Below are 22,619 nucleotides of genomic sequence, written 5' to 3' on the forward strand. Positions count from 1 at the left end.
CCGTCTGCTAGGGGTTCGCTGGTCAGCCCACATGAGGGATCGCAACGAGACCCGAGCAAGTCCCTCAAACGGAGCAAAGACGAGCTCATTGCCGATGTCCCCCGGCGAAGGGAACAAGAACATACGACGCGCGGCTCGCCCGGTCGCTCGGACAGGAATTTGCTAGCAAGGATATTTGGTAGCCGCTTGGAGGTGCCGTCCGCAGGACAGGCACCTTTTTTGTTGGCGCCAGCCGATAATCTACGCGCCCTGCCTGCTGTCGAGTGCAACCCAGGCCGGGACCAGCTCGGTCGCAAGCTTTCGTACAGCGCGGATATTCGTCATCTCGCTCAGCTGCATCTTCCCGCGCGCAACTGCCAAAGCGTCGCGCTTGCGCACGAGGAACCCGGCCTCCAGCGGCTTTACTCGCCGCCCAAGGCGATGCAACAACGGCTTGCGGTGGAGCCGTGACGGTGAGAAACGGGCTGGGCCCTTGTGAAGCGACACATATTCGACAAGCTCATCCACCCAACGTCCGATCGGCCGCGCGCCGGGCTCAAGCAGCATCAGCCATTCGCCACGCGCGGAGCGCACAATTTCGCCCAGATCCCAATCGACGCAGAAGCGGCAGCCAGCGGCATCGGCCACCCGCACCGACCCGTCCTTGGAGCCATGATCGAGGATGATGACATCGCTGACCAATCCCTCCACGGCGCCTGCCACGAGCACGGATAGCGTCTGCGCCAGTTCCGCTTCGTTGTCGCGTGTTTCCATGATGATCGTCAGCATAGCTGTTCCTACCGCATTGCAGCGTAAAATGCTACATCCGCTTGGCGCGGCCGCTCTCGCTCCTCTGTCCCATTTCCAGTTCGAGCCTGTCGCGATCATTTTAGTCCGCATGATTTTTTGTTCTTGAATTGTTCTTGTTTCCACGATAGGAAAATAATCAGAACAAAACGGGATCAAACAAGTGATCCCCCGGAGATTCCGATGAACGAGCTGTCTCAGATCAGGCAGGGTGCGCTTGCACCCGCCAACACGGCAGAGGTTGCCGAAGCATTGATGAGCGGAACCGGTCTCAGGATCGAGGTTGATCGTCGCCGCGGACGGGGTGCCGGACTGAACATGTCGGGCCGCTTCGAGCCGCAGGCGCGTGAGGCTTTCGACGATGGTTGGGAGAGTCTTGAAGACCTGCCGCCCTTCAAGACCGAGGTGCAGGTGGAGAAGCCGCGCTCGGTGATCAGCCGCAACGATTCTCCGGATATTTCCTTCGATCGCTCGATCAACCCTTATCGTGGCTGCGAACACGGATGCATCTATTGTTTCGCCCGTCCGACGCATGCCTATATGGGGCTTTCGGCCGGCCTCGATTTCGAGGCGAAGCTCTTTGCCAAGCCGGACGCTCCGCGCCTGCTGGAGCGCGAGCTTGCCCGCTCGGACTACAAGGTGAGGCCGATCGCCATCGGCACCAACACCGATCCCTATCAGCCGATCGAGAAGGAATGGCGGATCATGCGCCAGATCCTCGAAGTGCTGCAGGCCGCCAACCATCCGGTGATGATCGTGACGAAGTCGGCGATGGTGACGCGCGACATCGATCTGCTTGCGCCGATGGCCGAAAAGGGGCTCGCCCGTGTCGGCATTTCGGTAACGACGCTCGACCGAAAGCTCGCCCGCACGATGGAGCCACGGGCTTCGACCCCTTCCAAGCGACTGGAGGCGATACGCTCCCTCTCCGAGGCCGGCATTCCGGCCGGCGTCCTGGTGTCGCCGATCATCCCGGCATTGAACGATCATGAGATCGAAAGGGTGCTGGAAGCCTCCCGGGCGGCGGGAGCGCTGGAAGCCACCTACGTGCTGTTGCGTCTGCCGCTCGAGGTCAGCCCGCTCTTCCGCGACTGGCTGCTTCGGAACTATCCGGACCGCTATCGGCACGTGATGTCGCTCATCCGATCGATGCGTGGCGGCAAGGACTACGATGCCGAGTTCGGCAAACGAATGAAGGGCGCTGGTCCCTATGCCTGGCAGATCGGCCGTCGGTTCGAACTTGCGGCCAAACGCCTCGGCCTCAATCTCAATCGCCGACAGTTGCGGGATGACATCTTCGTTCCGCCGCTCGGGACCGGCGTGCAGCTTTCGCTGCTCTAGCGGCAACAGGTGCTGCGTATGTCGCAGGAGGTGCGGAGTTTCCGGCCGCTCAGGTGATGGAATGAAACGTTCAGCCGGGAGATCTCATGATCTCAATGGCTGGCCGGAAGATGCCGGCAGGTATCGGCCTTGGAACTTCTGCCTGGTTCCCTAAGTCGACATCGATTTGGGAAGCAGGTCATGCACCAAGCTCAGGTGAACAGCATCCATTGCGCGTCATATTTGCCGCGCAACGACAGAATTGAATTCCGGCGTCTCCTCCGTGCCTCAGGATGACGCTGGCATACCCCCCGGCTGCCGCCGCACTCAGATCGGGGGACTTGAAGAGAATCGGTCGATCATGCGAGTTTCGCCGCATGTCACATCGCAGATCGATCGATTCTCCCCTTTTCCCGGATATTCTCCTTAAGCCTGATTTCAGCTTTGAGCTGGCTGCCAGAAAGGACGGCGCATGGCCGGTCGCCGGCGCCGACGAAGCGGGACGCGGACCGCTTGCCGGACCCGTCGTTGCGGCCGCCGTCATTCTCGATCCGGACGCCATCCCTGAAGGCCTGAACGACAGCAAAAAATTGACCGCCGCGGCGCGTGAACGGCTGTTCGACGAAATCCTGGCAACCGCGACCGTTTCCATCGCCTCTTCCTCGGCTGCGACCATCGATATGATCGACATCCGCAAGGCGAGCCTCGAGGCAATGCGCCGGGCCGTCGACGGCCTGTCCCTGGCCGCCCGCTTCGTGCTGGTCGATGGCCGTGATGTGCCGCCCGGCCTTGGCTGCCACGCCAAGGCGGTGGTCAAGGGTGACGCCCGCTCGCTTTCGATCGCCGCCGCATCGATCGTCGCCAAGGTGACCCGAGACCGCATGATGGAACGTGCCGATATCGCTCACCCCGGCTACGGCTTTGCGGTCCATGCCGGCTACGCCACAGCGGTGCATCGCAAGGCGATCGACACCAAAGGCCCCTGCCCGCTGCACCGCATGAGCTTCCGTCCGCTGCGCAAGGACTGACGCCCCGCAAGCCTTGACGCTCGGCATTGTCGAAACCTGGCCGTCTGGACGGGCACGACCCGACGCCGATGGCGCGCTGCGCCGTGAGGTGCCTGCGACGGCTCAGCGTGTCACCGAGGCGCGGATCAATGAGCGCTGCCACGGCAGCCCTTGCGCCTGTGCGCGCGGTGTCGAGCGCCTACGGGCACGCATCAGGGTGCAATTTGGCAGCGGCCCCGGCCGATCCGTATGCACCCCGCGAGTGCTTTCCCCTCGATCGACCCCGAAACGGGATTGACTGAACTTACCGGAAGGCATCCCAGACAGGCGCTCGCACGCCTCACCCAAGGTTATCCCAAAACGCAAAAAGCCCCGCGCAAGGCGGGGCTTTCAAATCGTATCTTGCAGCGCGTGCTTAGTTCAGGCGCGACTTGACTTCGCCAAGTGCCCTCTTGAACAGCTCGCTCTGGGCGCCGGCGTCGGCCTTGGCAGCAACCACCTTTTCGGCAGCGCTGATCGCCAGATCGACGGCGGCTGAACGAACGGCGTTGATCGCGTCGCTCTCGGCCTGCTTGATCTTCTGTTCCGACAGCGCGGTCCGGCGGGCGACGAATTCTTCCGTCTTCTGCTTGGCTTCGGCGGTCAGCATTTCGGCTTCGCGCTGAGCGGCGGCAACGATACCGGCAGCTTCCGCTTCGGCATCCTTGCGCTTGCGCTGGTACTCGGCAACGAGGCTCTGGGCTTCTTCGCGCAGGCGCTTGGCTTCCGCCAGCTCGTTGCTGATCTTGTCGGCGCGTCCGTCGAGCGCCTTGCCGATCATGCCCGGAACCTTGAGATAGGCGATCAGGACGAAGAACAGGATCAAGCCGACGAGGGCATAGAAGGTCGCATCAAGATGCATGGTTCAGTGCTCCTCAGTTACCGGCCGATGCCTTGACGGCAGCGACGATCTCAGCCTTGGTGACGGTGCCACCAATCAGCTGCTTGACGACAGCGGTCGCAGTTTCCTCGGCGATCACGCCGACGTCAGCGAGTGCCTTGGTCTTGATGTCGGCGATGCGGTCTTCCGCAGCGGCGATCTTCTTGGAAAGATCGGCTTCGACAGCGTTGCGGTCGGCGACAGCCTTGGACTTGGCAGCTTCGCGCGCGCCGTCGGCGATCTGATGACCCTTGGCCTTGGCAGTTGCCAATTCCTGCTCATAGGATGCGATGGCGGCGTCAGCTTCGCCCTTCAGGCGCGACGCTTCGTCGAGATCCTGAGCGATCCGGTCGTGACGGGTTTCAAGAATTCCGCCGATGCGCGGAATGATGACCTTCGACATCAAGAGATAGAAGAGGCCGAACGTGATCGCGAGCCACAGCAGCTGCGATGCGAAATGGGTCGAATCAAAGGGCGGGAACACGCCGGAGCCAGCCTCGCCTTCGTGGGCCACACCCGTTTCGGTGTGCACCTCACCGGCCGCAGCGGCATCGTGTGCTTCGGCGCCTTCAGTGGTGGTTGACTGCTGGGCATAGGCCGCGGTCACAAACATGCTCACCTCCAGGTGCACTCAAGAATATGCGCGGCCGCGACCCTTTGACGGGTCGCGGCCGAAACTCCAGCCGTTATTAGACAGCGAAGAGGAGGAGCAGGGCTACGAGCAGCGAGAAGATGCCCAGAGCTTCCGTAACGGCGAAGCCGAATACGAGGCGGCCGAACTGGCCGTCAGCAGCCGACGGGTTGCGCAGCGCGCCAGAGAGGTAGCTGCCGAAGATGTTGCCGAGGCCGAGAGCCGTGCCGGCCATACCGAGGCAAGCCAGACCTGCGCCGATGTACTTTGCTGCTTCCGCTTCCATGATTGAACTCCTTCGAATGGTGTTGCGGCTTAGGATTGCGCTTCCGGCGGAGGACCGGCCGGAAGCAAGCGACTGTATTCCTTAGTGGCTTCCGGGATGGACAGCGTCGTTGAGGTACATGCAGGTCAGTACCGCGAAGACATAGGCCTGGAGGAAGCAGACGAGGAATTCAAGACCGGTGATAGCGACGGTCATGATGAGCGGCAGGATCGCGCCACCGATGCCGAGCGCACCGAGGGCGCTCAAGGAGGTGACGAAGCCCGCGAAAACCTTCAGCGTGATGTGGCCGGCCAGCATGTTGGCGAAGAGACGGACCGAAAGGCTGATGGGACGGGAAAGGAACGAGATGATTTCGATCGACACGACCAGCGGCAGCAATACGCCCGGCACGCCTTGTGGCACAAAAAGCTTCAGGAAGCCGAAGCCATGCTTGTAGAAACCATAGAACAGCACCGTACCGATGACGAACAGCGCCAAGGCGAAGGTGACGATGATCTGGCTGGTGATGGTGAAGAAGTAAGGGAACATGCCGAGCAGGTTCGCCGTCAGGATAAACATGAACAGCGAGAACACCATCGGGAAGAACTTCATGCCGCCGTTGCCGGCGCCTTCGCGCAGCATCGAAGCGATGAACTCATAGGACATTTCCGAAACCGACTGCAGGCGCGTCGGGATCAGCCCGCGCTGCGATGTGGTCAGGTAAAGGAAACCGGCAGCGGCACCCACGGTCGCAACCATGAACAGCGATGCATTGGTGAAGGAAAAGTCAATTCCGCCAATTTCGATCGGGACAATCTTGTTGACCAGGAACTGGTGGGTCGGATCGTTTGACACCGCGCTTCTCTTTCGTTCTGCCCGCCTTTAGAGCGGATACCGTGTTTTCCGGGCGACGCCTCAGGCGCCATCTCCGTCCGTCTTGTCATTCCCAGAACTACGCTTTTCCGGATCGAGTGTTGCCACCATCCCCGCCGAACGCAGTACATTCAACACACCGGCGCAAAAGCCAAGGAGCAAGAAAATGATCATGCCCCACGGCCCTGTACCCGCAAAGTGGTCCAAAAGATAGCCCAGAAACGCCCCAACAACGATGCCAGCGATGAACTCGCTGGAGAGCTTCATTGCCGCCGCATAGCCTTTGCGGCTTTCGGCGGCCCGGGCCTCGGCTGCGTCAGGCGAACTGGGCCTTTTGGCCTCAATCTTGTCGCCGAGCTGCTTGAGCCTCGTTTCCAGACTTTCCTCGGGTTTCTCCGTCACGTGGCTCTCCCTTGTTGTCCCACACGGTCACGACCGTGATTCGGTCACACAAAGGGCTGCTGTTCAAGCCACGTTTCAGCCCCATTTGAAGTCGCGCGCAACATAGTTTTAGGCATCCGCATAGTCAAGGCGTGCACAGCGCTTCGGCGTGGACAATATTTTTCAATGATTTCATTGGCTTGACCACATCCCGCGCCGACGATCGACGGACAAAGGCGGGAATCGGCAGATCGCAAGCCGGAATCTCCGACCCGCGATCGATGCTTGTGAGCCAGGGGGTCGGCAGCAGAAATGCGTCAGCTCCAGCCACCGCCATAGGTTCGATAGAAGATGTGCAGGCCGATCTTGCCGACACGCTTCATCGTCTTTGCCCAGGCCGGGTTTACATAGGTAGCGTGATAGTGCGTGGCTGAGCCGACTTCGGGCAACCAGATCTTGCCGGCGGTTACCGCCATGGCAACGTCCCTTGCTTCCTTCCAGTGCGAACGGGAATAGATCAAATCGCGGATCATGTCGCAGGCGAAGGAGAACTGGCAACGGTTGCGCCACGCCTTGTTCTGATAAACGACGCCGCAGATCGTCTTCGGATAGGTCGGATTGCGCACCCGATTGAGAATCACTTGCGCGACGGCCGCCTGCCCCTTCAAGGGTTCGCTGCGTGCCTCGAAATAGATGCCTTCGGCAAGGCAGGTCTGTTCTTCCTTGCTGAAGACGCCAGCCGGCAGCGGGGTCGCGGCCCAGGCGTGATCCTCCGGCGAAATGTCGGGGATGAAACGTCCAGCGTTCGTGTCCTCACGCAGGATCGAATCGAAGGGCGATTCACGCGCATAGTCCGGCTCGGGCCGGACATAGGCAGTCGCAAGGATGTCGGGCTTGTCGTTGGTGACGAGCTTGGCCAGCATCGGCGAGACGCCGGGATCCGTCTTCGGCGGCTTCTTCTTGTAGAAGGCCGTGGCGATCTCGATCTCCTTGCCTTTGATCTTCGGCTTGGCGAAGACCATCTTTTCGCCCCCCTCGAAACCCGGCTCCATCAGCGAGCTCGTGCGCTGCAGGATCGAGCCGGCGGTAAAATCCTTAGGCGGGGTGACGGGGGTCACGGCGACGATACGGCCCTTCTTGCCCCGGCGGTTGACACGATCCTCATCCGGCGTGCCGGCGTGTTTGCTTTCGGCGGTCAGGGCGACACGGCTGCCATCGGGAAGATTGACACCGGCACCGCCATCAAGCGCGCTCGTCGTGATCGGGTCGGCAAAGACCATCTCGACCTCGTGGATCGAACCGGCCGGCGACGGCGTCATGTACATCCGCCAGCGTTCGCCGCCGCGATTGATGCCGGACAGGAAGGTCGCCAGGTCCGAATAGGCCGCGACCGTGGGAAAACCGATATAGACCGCAAGGCCGATGATTGCCGGTGCCAGCCAGGCGGAGAAGTTAACACGAGATTCGCGACGCAGTTTCCGACTCTTACGCACCAACCCACTCCACGCAACGCTTGTCGAAGGCACGGCTCCGCCCTCGCCGGCGATGAGCCAGCGGACAGGTTCCGCGCGGGACGCTAGAAAAATGAAGCCGCCGGACGCCTGCCGACGATGCTTCGTTCGAGCCTTGAAAATGAAGCATTAACCTTGATGTTTGGTTAATGCGCCTTCACTGAAAGACAGGAAGGGCAGGCCTTTCGGCCCGCCAGCCGCCTTGGCAGCCTGCGTCGTCAGATGATGACGTGCGAGCCGAGTTCGACGACACGGTTCGTGGGCAGGCGGAAGTAATCGGAAGGATCGATCGCGGCATTGGCGAGCGCGATGAACAGGCGGTCCTGCCAATGCGGCATGCCGGATTGGGCGTCCGGCACCAGTTTACGCCGGCCGAGATAGAACGACGTCGACATGATATCGAACTTCAAGCCCGACTTGCGGAAGAGCCCCAGCGCCTGTGAGACGTTCTGCGTCTCCATGAAGCCGAAGCGCATTTCGAGCAGGGTGAAGCGTTCGGAGAGCGGCTGCACGCTGACACGTTCCGCCTTCGGCACCTTCGGCGTATTGGCGGTGCGGATCGTCAGGATGAAATTCTGCTGATGCAGCACGTGATTGTGCTTGATGTTGTGCAGCAGGGCGGCGGGCGTCGATTCTGGGTCGCTCGTCAGGAACACCGCCGTGCCTGGCACGGCAACCGGTGCATGTTCGCTCTTGCGCTCGATCGACTTGACGAAGCTCGCCAACGGAATGTCGATATGGCGCGTCTTGGCATGGAGGATCTCCGTGCCGCGCTTCCAGGTCCACATGATGACGATGAAGGTGACGGCGATCAGCACCGGCACATAGCCGCCGTCATGCATCTTCAGCATGTTGGCGCCGAGGAAGACGAATTCCAGCGCAAACAGCGGCAGCAGCGCGGCGCCGGCCCAAAGCGCCGACCAGTTCCAGCGCACGCGCAGAAACTCGAAGGAGAGAACGGTGGTAACGACCATCGCGCCGGTGACCGAGATGCCATAGGCGGTGGCGAGCGATTCCGACGAGCCGAAAACCAACACCAGTGCCATGACGCCGAACATCAGCAGCGTGTTGACGTTGGGCAGATAGATCTGGCCCGTGTGGGTTTCCGAGGTGTGGAAGATAGCCATGCGCGGCAGGAAGCCGAGATGGATCGCCTGCCGCGTCAAGGAGAATGCGCCGGTTATGACAGCCTGGCTGGCGATGATCGTGGCAAACGTCGCCAGGATGACGACCGGCAGCAGTGCCCATTTCGGGAACATCAGGAAGAACGGGTCCGACATCGCCTCGGGGTTCTTCAGGATGAACGCGCCCTGGCCGAGATAGTTGAGCGTCAGCGCGGGAAAGACGACGAGAAACCAGGCCCATTGGATCGGGCGACGGCCGAAATGGCCGAGGTCGGCGTAGAGTGCCTCCGCGCCGGTCACCGTCAGGAACACGGCGCCGAGCACGATGATGCCGACATAGCCCTCGTTGAACATGAAGCTGGCGGCATAATAGGGATTGAAGGCCTTGAAGATCGCCATGTCGTCGGAAATGTGGACGAGGCCGATGCCGCCCATCACCAGGAACCAGACCAGGGTGATCGGTCCGAAGAAGTTGGAGACCGCTGCCGTGCCCTTGGACTGCACCGCAAACATCAGGAGCAGAATGACCACGGCAATGGGAACGACATACTCCGACAGCGCCGGGGTCACGAGCTTCAGACCCTCGACGGCCGAAAGCACGGATAGCGCCGGCGTGATCATCGCATCGCCGATGAACAGCGCGGCACCGGCGATGCCCATGAAGAACAGGATCGCCGTGTGGCCATTTCCCGTCTTCATCAACAGCGCCAGCAGCGAGAGCGTACCACCCTCCCCCTGGTTGTCGGCGCGCAGCAGAAACAGCACGTACTTGAGCGTGACGATGATCGTCAGCGTCCAGAGCATCAGCGAGATCAGGCCGATGATCTCCACATCGGTCACGCCGTCGTGGGAGACCGGGCGCAGCGCTTCGCGAAACGCGTAGAGCGGGCTGGTGCCGATGTCGCCGTAGACGACGCCAATGGAGCCGAGGCCGAGGACGAGCAGCCGGCGCAGGTCTTTCGACTCGTGTGTGGAAGGGGCATGCGATTGGGTCATGCGTGTCCTACTGGCTGTTACAGCCAGCCTTTCCAGCGAAAGAAGAAAAAGGGTATCACGGCGGATATCACCATGGCGGCAAGCGCCCAGGGATAGCCGAACTGCCATTCGAGTTCCGGCATCACGCGAAAGTTCATGCCGTAGACGGAAGCGACCAGCGTCGGCGGCAATAACACCACCGCAGCGATCGAGAAAATCTTGATGATGGCATTCTGCTCGACATTGATGAGGCCGAGGGAGGCGTCGAGCAGGAAGGTGATGTTGCCCGAGATGAACGAGGCATGCTCCGATAACGTCTGGATGTCGCGCGAGATCGAGCGGCAAAGCTCGCGGCTGTCCTTGTCCGCCTGGACGTCTGGAACCGTGTAGACGAAGGTCAACAGGCGCGAAAGTGACGCGAGACTGTCGCGGGTCTTGGCAACCAGCCGGTGATGGCCGGCGACATCGCGCAGGCGCGCTTCCAAAAAATGCGGCGGCCGACGTTTGACGACAGCCCTGTCGCCAAAAACCTGCAGCGACAGATCGTCGATCTTGCCCACGGCCTGCTCGAGAATTTCGGCGGTGCGGTCGGCGATCGTTTCGAGCAGCCGGGTCAGCATCACGACGCCGTTCGGGCAGCCGCCCGGAATCCGGTGCATCGCCGCCTTGAAAAGCGCGAAGGCCCGCGGCTCGGCGTAACGAATGGTCACCACCCGCCCGCCATGCAGGATGAAGGCAACGTCGGTAAGATCGGGAATATCGGTTTCCGAGCGGTAGACCAGCGACGCCGTCATGAACACGGCATCGGCCTCGGTATAAAGCCGGCTTGATGGCTCGATGTCCTTCAGGTCTTCCCGTGTCGGGATGGAAATGCCCAGAAGCTTCTCCATCATCAGATCCTCGGCCTTGCTCGGCTCGACGAGGTCGACCCAGACGATGTCGGGACGCAGGGTAACGGGCTCATCCGCCACCGACAGGGTGACGGTCTCTCCGTTGGAGCAATAGCCCGTAATCATTCAGAGGCCCCTCCCACTGGTGCGGCCCCGGGCGGAGGTGCGAGCCGGAGCGAAAGTGAGCAACCGCATCGGCGCCACATTATTCCCACAATCGAAATCCATCGGATGAAGCGTTCCGCCAGTCAGGACAAAATCCTCAACTCGGTCATCGCGGGAGGACAAGATCTCCGGCGAGAGCGCGCTAAGTTGGGCACCTTCGCAAGTGCGGCACGGCATATGGCGCAACACAGACGCAAAATCAATGCCCCCTCGATACATGACACAGACGCCGTCCATCGTTCCGGCGCCACCCTACTGCATGTTTCTCCGAATCGAAATCGGGTCGCGGACAAAATTGTGCCGTCATTTACAGCGCCGCGCGTCTATTTAGACGCGCAAAGGTCGCTGTAACACTTTGAGTTGCTGCATAATTTCGTCCTTAAACCGATTCCGATTTAAGGAATTATGCTGTAGGGGCTGCGGCAGACGACCTCCGCGTCGGCTTGCCACCGCAGCGATGGCATCCGACGAAGCTGTGGATGAAGGTCTACTCGAAGACAATGCTCGGCATTGCACGGCTCTTGTCTTCGCGGGCTGCCGAAACCTCGGCCCAGACCCTGGTGGCGATGTCGCGATAGATGCGCGCGATCTCGCCGTCCGCATCGGAAACGACCAAAGGTGTGCCCGCGTCCGAGGTTTCCCGGATACCCATGGTCAACGGCACCTCGCCGAGGAAAGGTACGCCGATGCGTTCGGCCTCCTTGCGTGCCCCGCCGTGGCCGAAAATATCGTAGCGATTGCCGGTGTCCGGCGCAACGAAGTAGCTCATGTTCTCGATGATGCCGAGCACCGGCACCTCGACCTTGCGGAACATCGTCAGCCCCTTGCGGGCATCGACCAGAGCCAGATCCTGCGGCGTCGAGACGATGACCGCGCCGGCAAGCGGAACTTGCTGTGCCATCGTCAACTGCGCATCGCCGGTGCCCGGCGGCATGTCGACCACCAGCACGTCGAGATCGCCCCAGGCCACTTCGCGCAGCATCTGCAGCAATGCCGACTGGATCATCGGGCCGCGCCAGATCATCGCCACTTCCTCGTCGACGAGGAAGCCCATGGACATGACCTTGATGCCGTAGTTTTCCATCGGGCGGATCATCCGGCCTTCGATCTGCTGCGGCCGGCCGGAAATCTTCAGGAGGCGCGGCATCGACGGGCCATAGATGTCGGCGTCGAGCAGGCCGACCTTCAGGCCGTTGGCCTTCAGCGCCAACGCCAGGTTGACCGACGTGGTCGATTTGCCGACACCACCCTTGCCGGAGGCGACGGCGATGATTGCGCCGACGCCGGGAATGCCCGCCTTGGCGGGCGCGCCCCCGGCCGGACGCTGGCCGTGGGCATGGCCGGCATGGGCTCCGGCTGGTTGCGGGCGCTGCACCGGGGCAGCCGCAGGGGCGGCTTTGCGATCGGCCGTCAGGGCGACCATGGCTGCGCTGATACCGGGGATTTCCCGCACCACGCGCTCTGCCGCGGCGCGCATCGGCTCCAGTTCCTTGGCCCGGTCGGCCGGCACGGTGATCGAGAAATAGGCCTTGCCATCCGAGATGAACACATCCGACACGAGCCCGAGCTCGACGATGTTGCCTTCCATATCAGGACCGCGCACGGTTCGCAGCTTATCAAGAACCACGTCTCTGGTGACTTCCGGCATCGCGCCCTCTCATTCTTTGTTATCTCTTAGATAATCGAGGCCGGGCGCTTCGCCAATGCGACATAACGGAAAAAACAGAGCCGCCACTCACCCTGGTGTCCGTACATCCGGGATCACACGGGGTTGGGTGGCGGCCCTATTTGTCGCGACCTTCTTGGGCGCTGTCTTGTTTTTAGTCCCCTCTGGACATGTCTCTACCAATGCAGGATGCGTGCCAGATTCCAGGCAAGACGAAAAAGCGAACATTTTCAGCGAAATAGATCGAAAGTCTCTCACCCGGGGCACCGAGAGCATCTGCCCAGTTTATGGGCAATGGTCTCAAATCCGCACAGGATCGGTGCATTTTACGCCTGCGCCACCTAGCTGCATAATTCCTTAAATCGGATCCGATTTAAGGAGAAAATCATGCAGCAAGTTTAAAGCACGACAACGTCCTTTGCGCGTCATGTTTGACGCGCGGCACTTAGGGGGGAGACGGGTTCGAGCAGCTCCAACCTGGCGCTGCAGAGCGACGGCTAGCTGATGTAGCCCTTCTTCATCGCCTTGACGACGGCCTGCGTCCGGTTCACCGCGTCGAGCTTCTTGGTGACGTGGTTGAGGTAGTGGTTCACCGTGTGCTCGGAGAGGCCAAGAATGCCGGCAATCTCGGCGCTGGTCTTTCCCGCCGCCGTCCAGCTCAGGCACTGAATCTCGCGCTCTGAGAGCGACGCACTGCTGTTCTTCCATACCGAGCCGATCTCGGCCAACCGGTTGTAGACATGGATTGCGATCATCTGCAGTTCCATGGTCACGGTCATCGGCAGTTCTGCTTCCGGCCCCATCAGGATGACAGCGCCGCGGCCGCCTTCGGCGTCATGCACCGGGAAGTAGCTGGCCTGGAAGATGCCGTTCTCGCGCAGCATCGCGATGTATTCGCGGGCTGAATCGGGCTTGCCGCCTTCGCTTTCCCAGGCATCGAGCGTCACCTGGAACGGCGTCGTCGTTTCCCGCAGCCGCTTGACGCCGGTGCTGAAGCGCAGCATCGACAGGCTGTCATATTTGTTGAGCAGTTCGGCAGGCATATTGGAGATGACCGTGGTTGCGGCCAGGCGTTCGACATCGATGGAAGGGATCGAGCAGATGAGAAAGGTTTTGAAGCCAAACATCTGCGTGATCCGCCGCATATAGCGGATGATATCGAACTGAGTCTCCAGCTTGGCGATCTCGGACGCGAAATCACCGCCCCGGGGCAGATCTGCGTCAGTCGTCCCGGTGGTCATCGTATCCTGCATTCGCGCGTTCCATGGCATTCATCAATTATCAAATAGACTGACCTGCAGGCCATGCCAACAGATGATCGAGATTCCCTGCCCTACGCGCCCAAAAGCCTGTGTATTTCCCTACAAGCGAACCGCGCCATGCCGCAGCATCCAGCTTTGATGTGCAGAAAGTGCCAATTCTCAGTTGATCAAACCGGCGCGCATGGCCTTGGCGACCGTCTGCACGCGGTTGACCGAATCCAGCTTTCGCGTCGCTCGGTTGAGATAGTGGTTCACCGTATACTCCGATAGCGCCAGGATCCGCGCCATCTCGCTCGTGGTCTTGCCGGCAGCGGCCCAGCGCAGGCATTCGACCTCGCGGCGCGACAGGCTTCCCGAGCCGCGTCGCTCGCGCCCACGCACCTCGGCCAGCTTGCTGTACAGAATGCCGGCCCACAGATTGAGTTCCTGCATCTCGTCGTTCGACGCCACGGGGCGGTCGCCGCCAAAGGCAATGGCGGCCCGGTGGCCGCCGGCGTCGTGCACCGGCAGATAAATGCCGCGTGGCATGCCCGCCTGTTCGAAGACGCAGATCGCCGCGTCGCCCTTGCCGTCGGCGCGGCGGCGAGCCAACTGATGAGCGTCATAGGTGAAGGGTATGGTGCTGCGGCGCAGACGCTGGATGACAGGGCTGCCATTGATCAGGCCAGCGCTGTCGTAGCCCTTCAAGAATTCAACCGGATAGGTCGTCATGATGGCATTGGCCTCAAGGCTGCTGCAGCCGGTATCCGGAACGGCGAGCACCAGGAAACCGCGGAAGCCGTAAGCGTCCGCAACCTGCCCGATCACCCGTCTAATGTCGTCTTCGCAGCAGATCGGCCCCCTCACGGACCGTCCGTCAGGAAGCATCAACGACGCCATATTCGCGCTGAAATCGATCATCTTCCGCCCTTCTCCACATCCGGCTCCGGGGAGGAGCACGGCCGCTGACGCCGCATGAAGATCACGTCAAAATTACTATCAATGTCAAAATCAAACCGACTCGCGTACAACCGCAAAGCGATCCTGATATATTAACGTTATCGAGCTTGGAACGCCACGTCCAGTCGAAGTTCCTAATTTATCGTAAAGTGAACTCAAGGTCCACCGCGGCCCGGGCCGAGGCGAATCGCGGCCTCCTCCCCGATCGCCGCCGCCGCCGTCCGCACCGCCCCCGACCAGGCGATCAACTGCTCCATGCTCACCCGATAGGCCGGTCCGGTAACCGAGATTCCAGCCGTCAGATCGCTGCCCGAAACACGGATCGGCGCAGCCACGCACCGGATCTCTATCTCATGTTCTTCCCGATCGAAAGCGTGTCCGTCGCGGCGAATCTCTGCAATCTCCGCCAGCAGTGATTCGGCCGAGCGATGGGTATGCGGCGTGAACGCATGGAACGCCATCCCTGCCACGAGACGCTCCAGTTCCGGTTGCGGCAGCAACGACAGCGCCGCCTTGCCGATGCCGGTGCAATAGGCGGGCGAGGCCTTGCCGATCTGCGAACTCATGCGCACCGTCTGCCGGCTTTCGACCTTGTCGACATAGACGATCTCGGTTTCGCGCAGGATGCCGAGATGCACCGTTTCTCCGGTCAACTCGTGCAGGCTGCGAAGATGTGGTTCGGCAACGTCGCGGAAGCGATTGCCGGACCATGAGCGATAGGCAAGCGTCAGCAGGCGGAGACCCGGCTCGTAGCAGAGATCGCGCCGCTGCACGAGCAGCCCCTCCTCGACGAGGTGGCTGAGCAGCCGATGCAAAGTGCCGCGTGGCTGCCCCGACCTTGCAAGGATGTCGGTGAAACGTTGCGGCCCGTCCGCCATGACCACCGCCTCAAGGACGGCCATGGCCTTGCCCAGCGTGCCTGTGCCCGCCGCCTCGCCATCCGCTATCACTGTCGGTTCTTCGCTCATGTCGCCCGCTTCATTTCGGCCCCATACAGGTCCAAGGTTCGCCATCCGATCTTGACAAAATAACCGTCTTCGCCCGATAATTCCATATAATAAAATCAAGTTCCACATACCGGAACAAAGAAATTTGCAAGCGTGCCGAAGCGGCGCGAATGGGGAGTGCCGGACCGATGCCCTTGCCTGCGGCCCAGTTTCATGACCTGAGGGATCGCCGTGTGCTTGTAACCGGCGGCGGCGCCGGCATCGGTGCAGCACTCGTCGAAGGCTTCGTTCGTCAGGGGGCGCAGGTCGCCTTCGTCGACATCGACGAGGCCACGAGCTTGGAGCTTGCCGACAGGCTCGTAGCCGGGACCGGGCAAAGGCCGCTGTTCATTCATGCCGATCTGCGCGATATCGACGCAGTGAGGACAGCCGCCGAAACGGCCGCGGCAACACTCGGCGCGATCCACGTGCTCGTCAACAATGCCGCCCGCGACGACCGGCAGCAGCTCGAAAGCGTCACCGAAGAGAGCTGGGACGAAAGCCAGGCGGTCAATCTCAGGCACCTGTTCTTCATGAGCCAGGCGGTGGCGCCGCACATGAGGCGGGCCGGCGGCGGATCGATCGTCAATTTCTCGTCGATCGCCTTCCTGCTCAACATGGCGGAAATCCCGGCCTATGCGACGGCCAAGGCGGGTATCATCGGATTGACCAAGTCGCTCGCCGGCAAGCTCGGCCCCGACAATATCCGCGTCAACGCAATCCTGCCCGGCATGATCGTTACAGAGCGCCAAAAGAAACTCTGGCTCGACGAAACGGCGATCGCGGCGATGCTGGAGAAGCAGTGCCTGAAGCGGAGCCTGACCGCTGAGGACCTGGTGGGACCATGCCTCTACCTGGCTTCGAACTGTTCCATGGGCATGACAGCCCAAACGATGATCATTGACGGAGGCGCACTTTGATGACCGCAGCCTATTATGCCGCAGTCGACTGGGGAACCACGAGCTTTCGGCTCTGGATCATTGCCGAGGACGGCACGGTGCTTGCCGAGCGGCGCAGCGGCGAAGGCATGACGACGGCCGCCAAAACAGGCTTTTCAACCGTCCTGGAGGCGCATCTGGCGGCAACGGCCGCGCCGACGCACCTGCCGGTGATCATCTGCGGCATGGCGGGCGCCAAACAGGGCTGGCTGGAGGCCGGGTATCTCGATACGCCCGCCGCCCTCTCGACCATTGCCATGGGCGCCGTCGCGGTGCCCGACGTCGGGCGCGACATCCGTATTCTTCCGGGTCTCGCCCAGCGCGATCCGCAGCACCCCGACGTGATGCGCGGCGAGGAAACCCAATTGCTCGGCGCCGCCGGAAGCCTCGGCGACGGCCGGCACCTCGTCTGCATGCCTGGAACCCACAGCAAATGGGTGCGCCTTGATGGCGGCAAGGTCACCGGCTTCTCCACCTTCATGACCGGTGAATTGTTCGACGTGATCTCCCGGCACTCCATCCTCAGCCACTCGGTCGCGGATGCGCAGGTCTTTTCCGGCGACCATCCGTCGTTCCTCGCCGCGGTCACCGCTGCGTGCGCCAACCCCGCGCTCGCCACCAACCTGCCGTTCGGCGTGCGCGCCGGCCAACTCCTCCACGGTGCCAGCGCCACCGACGCCAAGGCGACGCTTTCGGGCACGCTGATCGGGCTTGAGATCGCCGGGGCATTGGCGGCCGCCGGCACAGTCGACAGCGTCTGCCTCGTAGCCTCCGGCTCCCTCGGCGCGCTCTACCGCGCCGCGCTCGCAAGCCTCAACCTTAGCCCGCGGGTCGTCGACGCCGACGAGGCCGTGCGCGCCGGCCTTTCGACTGCCGCTCAGGCAATCTGGCCCCTCTGACCGAAAGACTATTGCTATGACCCGTATCCCCTTCCCGCCGATGAAATACCCGCTGGTCGCCATCCTGCGCGGCCTCAAGCCCGAGGAAACCGAAGGCGTCGTCGGCACGCTGATCGAAGCGGGCTTTACCGCGATCGAGATCCCGCTCAATTCGCCCGACCCGTTCCGATCGATCGAAACCGCCGTGAAGATGGCACCGAAAGGCTGCCTGATCGGCGCCGGCACCGTCCTGACGACGGCACAGGTCGAACAGCTTGCCGATGTCGGCGGCCGACTGATGGTCAGCCCGAATGTCGAGCCGGCGGTGATCCGGCTGGCGGCGGAAAAGGGCATGGTGACCATGCCCGGCGTCTTCACCCCGACGGAAGCACTTGCAGCCGCCGCGGCAGGCGCAACCGGCCTCAAGTTCTTCCCGGCAAGCGTGCTCGGCCCGTCTGGCATCGCTGCGATCCGCACCGTGCTGCCGACCGATGTCGAAGTGGCGGCTGTCGGCGGCGTGTCGGAGGAGAACTTCGCCGACTATGCCAAGATCGGTATCAGAAGCTTCGGGCTCGGCTCAAGCCTCTACAAGCCGGGCATGAGTGCCTCCGACGTCGGCAAGCGCGCCGTCGCGACAGTCAAGGCCTACGACGCCGTCTACGGAGCGCGATGATGAGCGATACCATTCCCTTTTCCGGCAGCATCCTTTGCGAATCGACCTCGATCCTCGGGGAAGGCCCGACTTACGACCCCGGCAGCGGCACCGCCTGGTGGTTCAACATCAAGGGCCAGCAGCTGCACGAGCTGCATCTCGAAACCGGCCGCAAGGCCGTGCACGAGCTTCCGTTCCTGGGCAGCGTGCTTGCCGTCATCGATCCGTTGCGGCAACTGATCGCTTCCGACCAGGGGCTTTTCCTCAGGGATACGCAGACAGGCGCCTTCAGCCTCGTGACGACGCTGGAAGACAAGCCAGGCAATCGCTCGAACGACGGCCGCGTTCATGCTTCCGGTTCGCTGTGGATCGGCACCATGGGCCGCAGCGCCGAGAAGGAAGCGGGCGCGATCTATCACGTCGCCGGCACAAGGGTGACCAAGCTCTATGACCGGATCACCATTCCCAACAGTATCTGCTTTTCGCCGGATGGGACCGTTGCCTATTTCGTCGACACCGACATCAACCACCTGATGCGCGTCGACGTCGATGCCGAAACCGGCCTGCCGAAGGGCGAACCCAGCCTGCTCGTCGACGGCAGCGGCGAGGCCGGCGGCATTGACGGCTCGGTCTGCGATGCCGACGGTCTGATCTGGAATGCCCGCTGGGGCAGCGGCACGGTCGACGTCTATCGGCCCGACGGCGTGCGGATCGCGCGCTATGCGATGCCGACGACGCAGCCGAGCTGCACGGCCTTCATCGGACCGAGGGCCGACCGCATGCTGGTGACGTCGGCTTGGCAGGACCTGGACGAAGCGGCGCGCGCAGCCGATCCGCATGCCGGCAAGACCTTCGATCTCGGCGTCAGCGTCAAGGGCCGGTTCGAACCGTCGTTCCATCTCTGATCGGAAGCTCTTGGCGAAACGCCAATAAAAAGTCATACAATTCTTCCACGCGATCAATCGCATGGTGAGGAGGAAGTTCGCATGAGCGACAAGAAGAAAGAACTGCGCAGCCGTCACTGGTACGGCGGCACCCATAAGGATGGTTTCATCCATCGCTCCTGGATGAAGAACCAGGGATTTCCGGACCATGTTTTCGACGGGCGTCCGATCATCGGCATCTGCAACACCTGGTCGGAACTGACCCCGTGCAACAGCCACCTGCGCATTCTGGCAGAGGGCGTGAAGCGCGGTGTCTGGGAGGCCGGCGGCTTTCCGCTCGAGTTTCCGGTTTCCTCGCTCGGCGAAACGCAGATGCGACCGACGGCCATGCTGTTTCGCAACCTGCTCGCGATGGACGTGGAGGAGGCGATCCGCGCCTATGGCATCGACGGCGTCGTGCTGCTCGGCGGTTGCGACAAGACGACACCCGGCCAGTTGATGGGTGCAGCGTCGGTGGACCTGCCGACGATCGTCGTTTCCTCCGGACCGATGCTGAACGGCAAGTGGAAGGGCAAGGACATCGGCTCGGGCACCGACGTCTGGAAGTTTTCCGAAGCCGTGCGCGCCGGCGAGATGAGCGTTCAGGAGTTCATGGCGGCCGAGAGCGGCATGTCGCGCTCGCCGGGCGTCTGCATGACCATGGGCACGGCCACCACCATGGCTTCGATCGTCGAGGCGATGGGCCTGTCGCTTCCGACCAACGCCGCCCTTCCCGCCGTCGACGCGCGCCGCATGGCGCTGGCGCACATGACGGGCAAGCGCATCGTCGAAATGGTGCATGAGGACCTGCGCCTGTCGAAGATCCTGACCAAGAAGAACTTCGAGAACGGCATCATCGCCAACGCTGCGGTCGGCGGATCGACCAATGCGGTCGTGCATATGCTGGCGATCGCCGGTCGTGCCGGCGTCGATCTCTGTCTCGAGGACTTCGACCGCGTCGGCGGTCAGGTGCCCTGCATCGTCAACTGCATGCCATCCGGCAAATACCTGATCGAGGATCTCGCCTATGCCGGCGGCCTGCCAGCCGTGATGAACCGCATCCAGCATCTGCTGCATGCGGATGCGCCAACAGTCTTCGGCATGCCGATCAGCCGATACTGGGAAGACGCCGAAGTCTACAACGACGACGTCATCCGTCCGCTCGACAACCCGCTGCGGGCGGCAGCCGGCATTCGCGTGCTCAAGGGCAACCTGGCGCCGAACGGCGCGGTCATCAAGCCGTCGGCCGCCAGCGAACATCTGCTGGCGCATGAGGGCCCGGCCTATGTCTTCGAGACGATCGAAGATCTGAAGGCCAAGATCGACGATCCGGATCTGCCGGTGACAGAGGACACGATTCTCGTGCTCAAGGGCTGTGGCCCCAAGGGTTATCCCGGCATGGCGGAGGTCGGCAACATGCCGATCCCGCGCCGGCTGGTCGAAAAGGGCGTGCGCGACATGGTGCGCGTTTCGGACGCCCGCATGTCGGGCACGGCCTTCGGAACCGTCGTGCTGCATGTCAGCCCGGAATCGAACGCCGGCGGACCGCTGGCGATCGTGAGAACCGGCGACCGAATTCGGCTCGACGCAATGAAGGGCGAGCTCAACCTGATGATCAGCGAGGAAGAGTTTGCAGCCCGCATGGCTGCCTGGCAGCCGCCGGAGCAGAAGTGGACGCGCGGCTACTACAAGCTCTACCAGGACACGGTGCTGCAGGCCGACAAGGGCGCCGACTTGGACTTCCTCGTCGGCGGAAGCGGCAGCGAGGTTCTGCGCGAAAGCCACTGAAGACAGCCGTTGCTACGGCTGAGCTGTCCGACGTTCCTACTGCATAATTCCTTAAATCGGAATCGATCTAAGGACAAAATTATGCAGCAACTCAAAGTGTTACAGCGACCTTTGCGCGTCTAAATAGACGCGCGGCGCTGTAAAGGAACCCCGCCACTTCGGCGGGGTTTTCTTCTATCCTGCCATCGATCGGCGACCGATCCGCAACTCGTTAGAGCGTTTCCGGTCTGGATCGAGCTGCAGAAACACTCTCTAATTTTGCTTCTACGCATTTCCTGACGGAAAGCCGCTTCGCACTTTTCCGGGAAAAGCTCTTGCCGGCGCCGTCGAACGCAGACGCGACCAGGTCTCATAGCCATAGATGGCGAGGCCAACGGCAATGAAGAGTTCCTTATATTCGGTCGGATCCCAGATGCGCACGAGTTCGTGTGCCTGCAGCACGAACAGTTCCTGGATCGCGACGATCAGGATGGCGGCGCCGGTCAGCACGCTGAACTCCCGCCACAGCCCGCTCCGCAGCGCGAGATCGGCAATCACCAAGAGGATGATCACGGTCATCATCACCATCATCTGGGTCGGCAGCATGCTCCAATTGTCGCTGTTGAACGCCGCCATCGGTGCGCTTGCCGAAAGCACCAGAACGCTGGGCGCGAAGGCTTCGAGCCGTCCGAGCGCAAAGCCCTTGCGAAGGTAAAGCCAGATAAAGGGCGCGAGCGTCAACAGCAGGAAGCTGCCGGTATAATAAAGCAGCTCTGAAAAGCCTGTGGAGATGTTGTGCAGGTTCAATTCCTGCTGCTTGTTGAGGCCAAGCAATGCGTCCGGCGTGGAAATGCTGAACACGCGTTGCATCCAGGATATCTCTTCCATGCCGACGATGAAAAGGACAAGACTAAAGAACCCTGCAGCGCAGGCCGCGAGCCATGCGATGCGACCGGCTCCATCGTACGCGCAGCGAAACTGACCGATCGCCGCCAATGCGAAAAAGACACTTGAGGCAAAGATCAACAGGGCGGAAAGCCATTCGAAGATATTGTCCTCGCGGGCCAGGGCGCTGAAGGTCGCGGGATCGACGGTAAAAAGCAGGCCGGCCGCTGCCGAAAGGACCAACATGGCGAGGGAGATCCAGAGTTCGCGGCGCGAAGCCAGCCGTAGGACAGGCGTGCCCAACCAGGACGCATCACGCGTGAACCCCTGGATGGCCGCAAGCGACAGGCTGAGCGCCACCCATGCATGCCAAAGGTTGTAGGGCTCGACCTGTGGCATTCGCTCCGAAAAGTAGCGCACGCCGAACAGGCTGCGCTCAATCCCGACAAGGCAGACCATCACCAAAACGGAAAGCAGGGAAACGGAGAGAAATCGTCGTGGCAGAAACATGGGGGAACCGTCCAGATCAACAGGATGGATTATCCATGATAAGATCCCTGTCCTGCCTTCAGTAAGTATCGGCAAGAACACTCAAGATTTTGTGAATGTAATGAAGCAATCAATAAATCGCTAAAATACAAAGATGGGGCGATGGCGGGCGGACATCTGGCAAAAAATGCGCCACGGCCGTCGGCGATGTTGATCGACGACCATCGGAAACCGGCGCATGACTTCCCGATTCCCGGCGCGATCATTTCAAAATTTTCTGGAACCGTTTCTGTCGTCGGGCGTTGCTTTGATATCACCGGTGCGGTGGAAACCTGGCGACAATCAGGACCGCGCCTTGATCGACAACGTCAAGGAAAGGCAGTTTGA

At 61.6% G+C, this 22,619-nt stretch carries 22 protein-coding genes; 8 read left to right on the forward strand and 14 right to left on the reverse strand.

What is annotated here, in order from left to right:
* Positions 1–240: 240 nt before the first annotated feature.
* Positions 241–768 (reverse strand): glycosyl transferase, encoded by a 528-nt coding sequence (locus BC360_RS12905; protein ID WP_065795432.1) that lies wholly within the window; start codon positions 766–768, stop codon positions 241–243.
* A 201-nt stretch (positions 769–969) separates the two neighbouring features.
* On the opposite strand from BC360_RS12905, the gene BC360_RS12910 reads away from it, so the two are divergent.
* Both BC360_RS12910 and BC360_RS12915 read left to right on the forward strand, forming a co-directional pair.
* Entirely contained in the window at positions 970–2,127 is a 1,158-nt protein-coding gene (locus BC360_RS12910; RefSeq protein WP_065782765.1) for a PA0069 family radical SAM protein, read from the forward strand.
* Between the two features lie 356 nt (positions 2,128–2,483).
* Positions 2,484–3,134 carry a ribonuclease HII gene (locus tag BC360_RS12915; protein ID WP_065782767.1) on the forward strand — a complete coding sequence of 217 codons (651 nt, stop codon included), beginning with the start codon at positions 2,484–2,486 and terminating at the stop codon, positions 3,132–3,134.
* Between the two features lie 394 nt (positions 3,135–3,528).
* On the opposite strand, the gene BC360_RS12920 is transcribed toward BC360_RS12915, so the two are convergent.
* The 12 genes from BC360_RS12920 to BC360_RS12980 all read right to left on the reverse strand — a co-directional run bounded on the left by BC360_RS12920 (position 3,529) and on the right by BC360_RS12980 (position 15,682).
* Positions 3,529–4,014, reverse strand: a complete 486-nt coding sequence (locus BC360_RS12920) for a F0F1 ATP synthase subunit B (protein WP_065795433.1) — start codon at positions 4,012–4,014, stop codon at positions 3,529–3,531.
* Positions 4,015–4,027: 13 nt separating this feature from the next.
* Complete coding sequence (locus tag BC360_RS12925) at positions 4,028–4,645, reverse strand: F0F1 ATP synthase subunit B (protein WP_065782772.1); 618 nt, start codon at positions 4,643–4,645, stop codon at positions 4,028–4,030.
* A gap of 76 nt (positions 4,646–4,721) precedes the next feature.
* Positions 4,722–4,949, reverse strand: a complete 228-nt coding sequence (locus BC360_RS12930; protein ID WP_025426100.1) for a F0F1 ATP synthase subunit C — start codon at positions 4,947–4,949, stop codon at positions 4,722–4,724.
* Positions 4,950–5,030: 81 nt separating this feature from the next.
* Positions 5,031–5,783 (reverse strand): F0F1 ATP synthase subunit A, encoded by a 753-nt coding sequence (locus tag BC360_RS12935; RefSeq protein ID WP_065795434.1) that lies wholly within the window; start codon positions 5,781–5,783, stop codon positions 5,031–5,033.
* Between the two features lie 60 nt (positions 5,784–5,843).
* A complete protein-coding gene (locus BC360_RS12940) occupies positions 5,844–6,203 on the reverse strand; it encodes an AtpZ/AtpI family protein (protein WP_065795435.1) in 360 nt (119 codons plus the stop codon).
* A 296-nt stretch (positions 6,204–6,499) separates the two neighbouring features.
* Entirely contained in the window at positions 6,500–7,675 is a 1,176-nt protein-coding gene (locus BC360_RS12945; RefSeq protein ID WP_065795596.1) for a cell wall hydrolase, read from the reverse strand.
* Positions 7,676–7,911: 236 nt separating this feature from the next.
* Positions 7,912–9,813: a potassium transporter Kup gene (locus tag BC360_RS12950; protein ID WP_065795436.1), complete on the reverse strand. Its 1,902-nt coding sequence runs from the start codon at positions 9,811–9,813 to the stop codon at positions 7,912–7,914.
* A 17-nt stretch (positions 9,814–9,830) separates the two neighbouring features.
* Positions 9,831–10,808, reverse strand: coding sequence for a magnesium transporter CorA family protein (locus BC360_RS12955; RefSeq protein ID WP_065782782.1), 978 nt, complete (start codon positions 10,806–10,808; stop codon positions 9,831–9,833).
* Positions 10,809–11,334: 526 nt separating this feature from the next.
* Positions 11,335–12,495 (reverse strand): Mrp/NBP35 family ATP-binding protein, encoded by a 1,161-nt coding sequence (locus BC360_RS12965; protein ID WP_065782789.1) that lies wholly within the window; start codon positions 12,493–12,495, stop codon positions 11,335–11,337.
* 515 nt (positions 12,496–13,010) lie between these two features.
* Positions 13,011–13,766 carry an autoinducer binding domain-containing protein gene (locus BC360_RS12970; RefSeq protein WP_083222533.1) on the reverse strand — a complete coding sequence of 252 codons (756 nt, stop codon included), beginning with the start codon at positions 13,764–13,766 and terminating at the stop codon, positions 13,011–13,013.
* Between the two features lie 168 nt (positions 13,767–13,934).
* Positions 13,935–14,675 (reverse strand): helix-turn-helix transcriptional regulator, encoded by a 741-nt coding sequence (locus BC360_RS12975; RefSeq protein WP_065782792.1) that lies wholly within the window; start codon positions 14,673–14,675, stop codon positions 13,935–13,937.
* Positions 14,676–14,869: 194 nt separating this feature from the next.
* A complete protein-coding gene (locus BC360_RS12980) occupies positions 14,870–15,682 on the reverse strand; it encodes an IclR family transcriptional regulator (protein ID WP_065782794.1) in 813 nt (270 codons plus the stop codon).
* Between the two features lie 167 nt (positions 15,683–15,849).
* On the opposite strand from BC360_RS12980, the gene BC360_RS12985 reads away from it, so the two are divergent.
* The 5 genes from BC360_RS12985 (at position 15,850) to BC360_RS13005 (ending at position 20,879) form a co-directional block, all read left to right on the forward strand.
* Positions 15,850–16,620 (forward strand): SDR family NAD(P)-dependent oxidoreductase, encoded by a 771-nt coding sequence (locus BC360_RS12985; protein WP_065795437.1) that lies wholly within the window; start codon positions 15,850–15,852, stop codon positions 16,618–16,620.
* The gene (locus tag BC360_RS12990; protein ID WP_244512718.1) at positions 16,617–17,537 is read left to right on the forward strand and encodes a 2-dehydro-3-deoxygalactonokinase; all 921 of its coding nucleotides are present in this window, start codon (positions 16,617–16,619) and stop codon (positions 17,535–17,537) included. The genes BC360_RS12985 and BC360_RS12990 overlap by 4 nt, the downstream gene beginning before the upstream one ends.
* A gap of 16 nt (positions 17,538–17,553) precedes the next feature.
* Positions 17,554–18,189 (forward strand): 2-dehydro-3-deoxy-6-phosphogalactonate aldolase, encoded by a 636-nt coding sequence (locus BC360_RS12995; RefSeq protein WP_065795439.1) that lies wholly within the window; start codon positions 17,554–17,556, stop codon positions 18,187–18,189.
* On the forward strand, positions 18,189–19,073 hold the full coding sequence (locus BC360_RS13000) for an SMP-30/gluconolactonase/LRE family protein (RefSeq protein WP_065795440.1): 885 nt from the start codon (positions 18,189–18,191) through the stop codon (positions 19,071–19,073). Before BC360_RS12995 ends, BC360_RS13000 begins: the two co-directional genes overlap by 1 nt.
* 81 nt (positions 19,074–19,154) lie before the next feature.
* Complete coding sequence (locus tag BC360_RS13005; protein WP_065795441.1) at positions 19,155–20,879, forward strand: IlvD/Edd family dehydratase; 1,725 nt, start codon at positions 19,155–19,157, stop codon at positions 20,877–20,879.
* 264 nt (positions 20,880–21,143) lie between these two features.
* On the opposite strand, the gene BC360_RS13010 is transcribed toward BC360_RS13005, so the two are convergent.
* The gene (locus BC360_RS13010) at positions 21,144–22,253 is read right to left on the reverse strand and encodes a hypothetical protein (RefSeq protein ID WP_065782805.1); all 1,110 of its coding nucleotides are present in this window, start codon (positions 22,251–22,253) and stop codon (positions 21,144–21,146) included.
* A gap of 186 nt (positions 22,254–22,439) precedes the next feature.
* Here BC360_RS13010 and BC360_RS31525 point away from each other — a divergent pair, with 186 nt between their 5' ends.
* Entirely contained in the window at positions 22,440–22,619 is a 180-nt protein-coding gene (locus BC360_RS31525) for a hypothetical protein (protein ID WP_208858175.1), read from the forward strand.

The sequence above is a fragment of the Ensifer sp. LC163 genome (assembly GCF_001695855.1).
Classification (GTDB): domain Bacteria; phylum Pseudomonadota; class Alphaproteobacteria; order Rhizobiales; family Rhizobiaceae; genus Ensifer.

Excerpts from the sequence above, each read along its gene's own strand:
- BC360_RS12905 (WP_065795432.1), bottom strand. The coding sequence starts at position 768 with ATGCTGACGATCATCATGGAAACACGCGACAACGAAGCGGAACTGGCG.
- BC360_RS12910 (WP_065782765.1), top strand. The coding sequence starts at position 970 with ATGAACGAGCTGTCTCAGATCAGGCAGGGTGCGCTTGCACCCGCCAAC.
- BC360_RS12915 (WP_065782767.1), top strand. The coding sequence starts at position 2,484 with ATGTCACATCGCAGATCGATCGATTCTCCCCTTTTCCCGGATATTCTC.
- BC360_RS12920 (WP_065795433.1), bottom strand. The coding sequence starts at position 4,014 with ATGCATCTTGATGCGACCTTCTATGCCCTCGTCGGCTTGATCCTGTTC.
- BC360_RS12925 (WP_065782772.1), bottom strand. The coding sequence starts at position 4,645 with ATGTTTGTGACCGCGGCCTATGCCCAGCAGTCAACCACCACTGAAGGC.
- BC360_RS12930 (WP_025426100.1), bottom strand. The coding sequence starts at position 4,949 with ATGGAAGCGGAAGCAGCAAAGTACATCGGCGCAGGTCTGGCTTGCCTC.
- BC360_RS12950 (WP_065795436.1), bottom strand. The coding sequence starts at position 9,813 with ATGACCCAATCGCATGCCCCTTCCACACACGAGTCGAAAGACCTGCGC.
- BC360_RS12955 (WP_065782782.1), bottom strand. The coding sequence starts at position 10,808 with ATGATTACGGGCTATTGCTCCAACGGAGAGACCGTCACCCTGTCGGTG.
- BC360_RS12965 (WP_065782789.1), bottom strand. The coding sequence starts at position 12,495 with ATGCCGGAAGTCACCAGAGACGTGGTTCTTGATAAGCTGCGAACCGTG.
- BC360_RS12970 (WP_083222533.1), bottom strand. The coding sequence starts at position 13,766 with ATGCAGGATACGATGACCACCGGGACGACTGACGCAGATCTGCCCCGG.
- BC360_RS12975 (WP_065782792.1), bottom strand. The coding sequence starts at position 14,675 with ATGATCGATTTCAGCGCGAATATGGCGTCGTTGATGCTTCCTGACGGA.
- BC360_RS12980 (WP_065782794.1), bottom strand. The coding sequence starts at position 15,682 with ATGAGCGAAGAACCGACAGTGATAGCGGATGGCGAGGCGGCGGGCACA.
- BC360_RS12985 (WP_065795437.1), top strand. The coding sequence starts at position 15,850 with ATGCCCTTGCCTGCGGCCCAGTTTCATGACCTGAGGGATCGCCGTGTG.
- BC360_RS12995 (WP_065795439.1), top strand. The coding sequence starts at position 17,554 with ATGACCCGTATCCCCTTCCCGCCGATGAAATACCCGCTGGTCGCCATC.
- BC360_RS13000 (WP_065795440.1), top strand. The coding sequence starts at position 18,189 with ATGAGCGATACCATTCCCTTTTCCGGCAGCATCCTTTGCGAATCGACC.
- BC360_RS13005 (WP_065795441.1), top strand. The coding sequence starts at position 19,155 with ATGAGCGACAAGAAGAAAGAACTGCGCAGCCGTCACTGGTACGGCGGC.
- BC360_RS13010 (WP_065782805.1), bottom strand. The coding sequence starts at position 22,253 with ATGTTTCTGCCACGACGATTTCTCTCCGTTTCCCTGCTTTCCGTTTTG.
- BC360_RS31525 (WP_208858175.1), top strand. The coding sequence starts at position 22,440 with ATGTTGATCGACGACCATCGGAAACCGGCGCATGACTTCCCGATTCCC.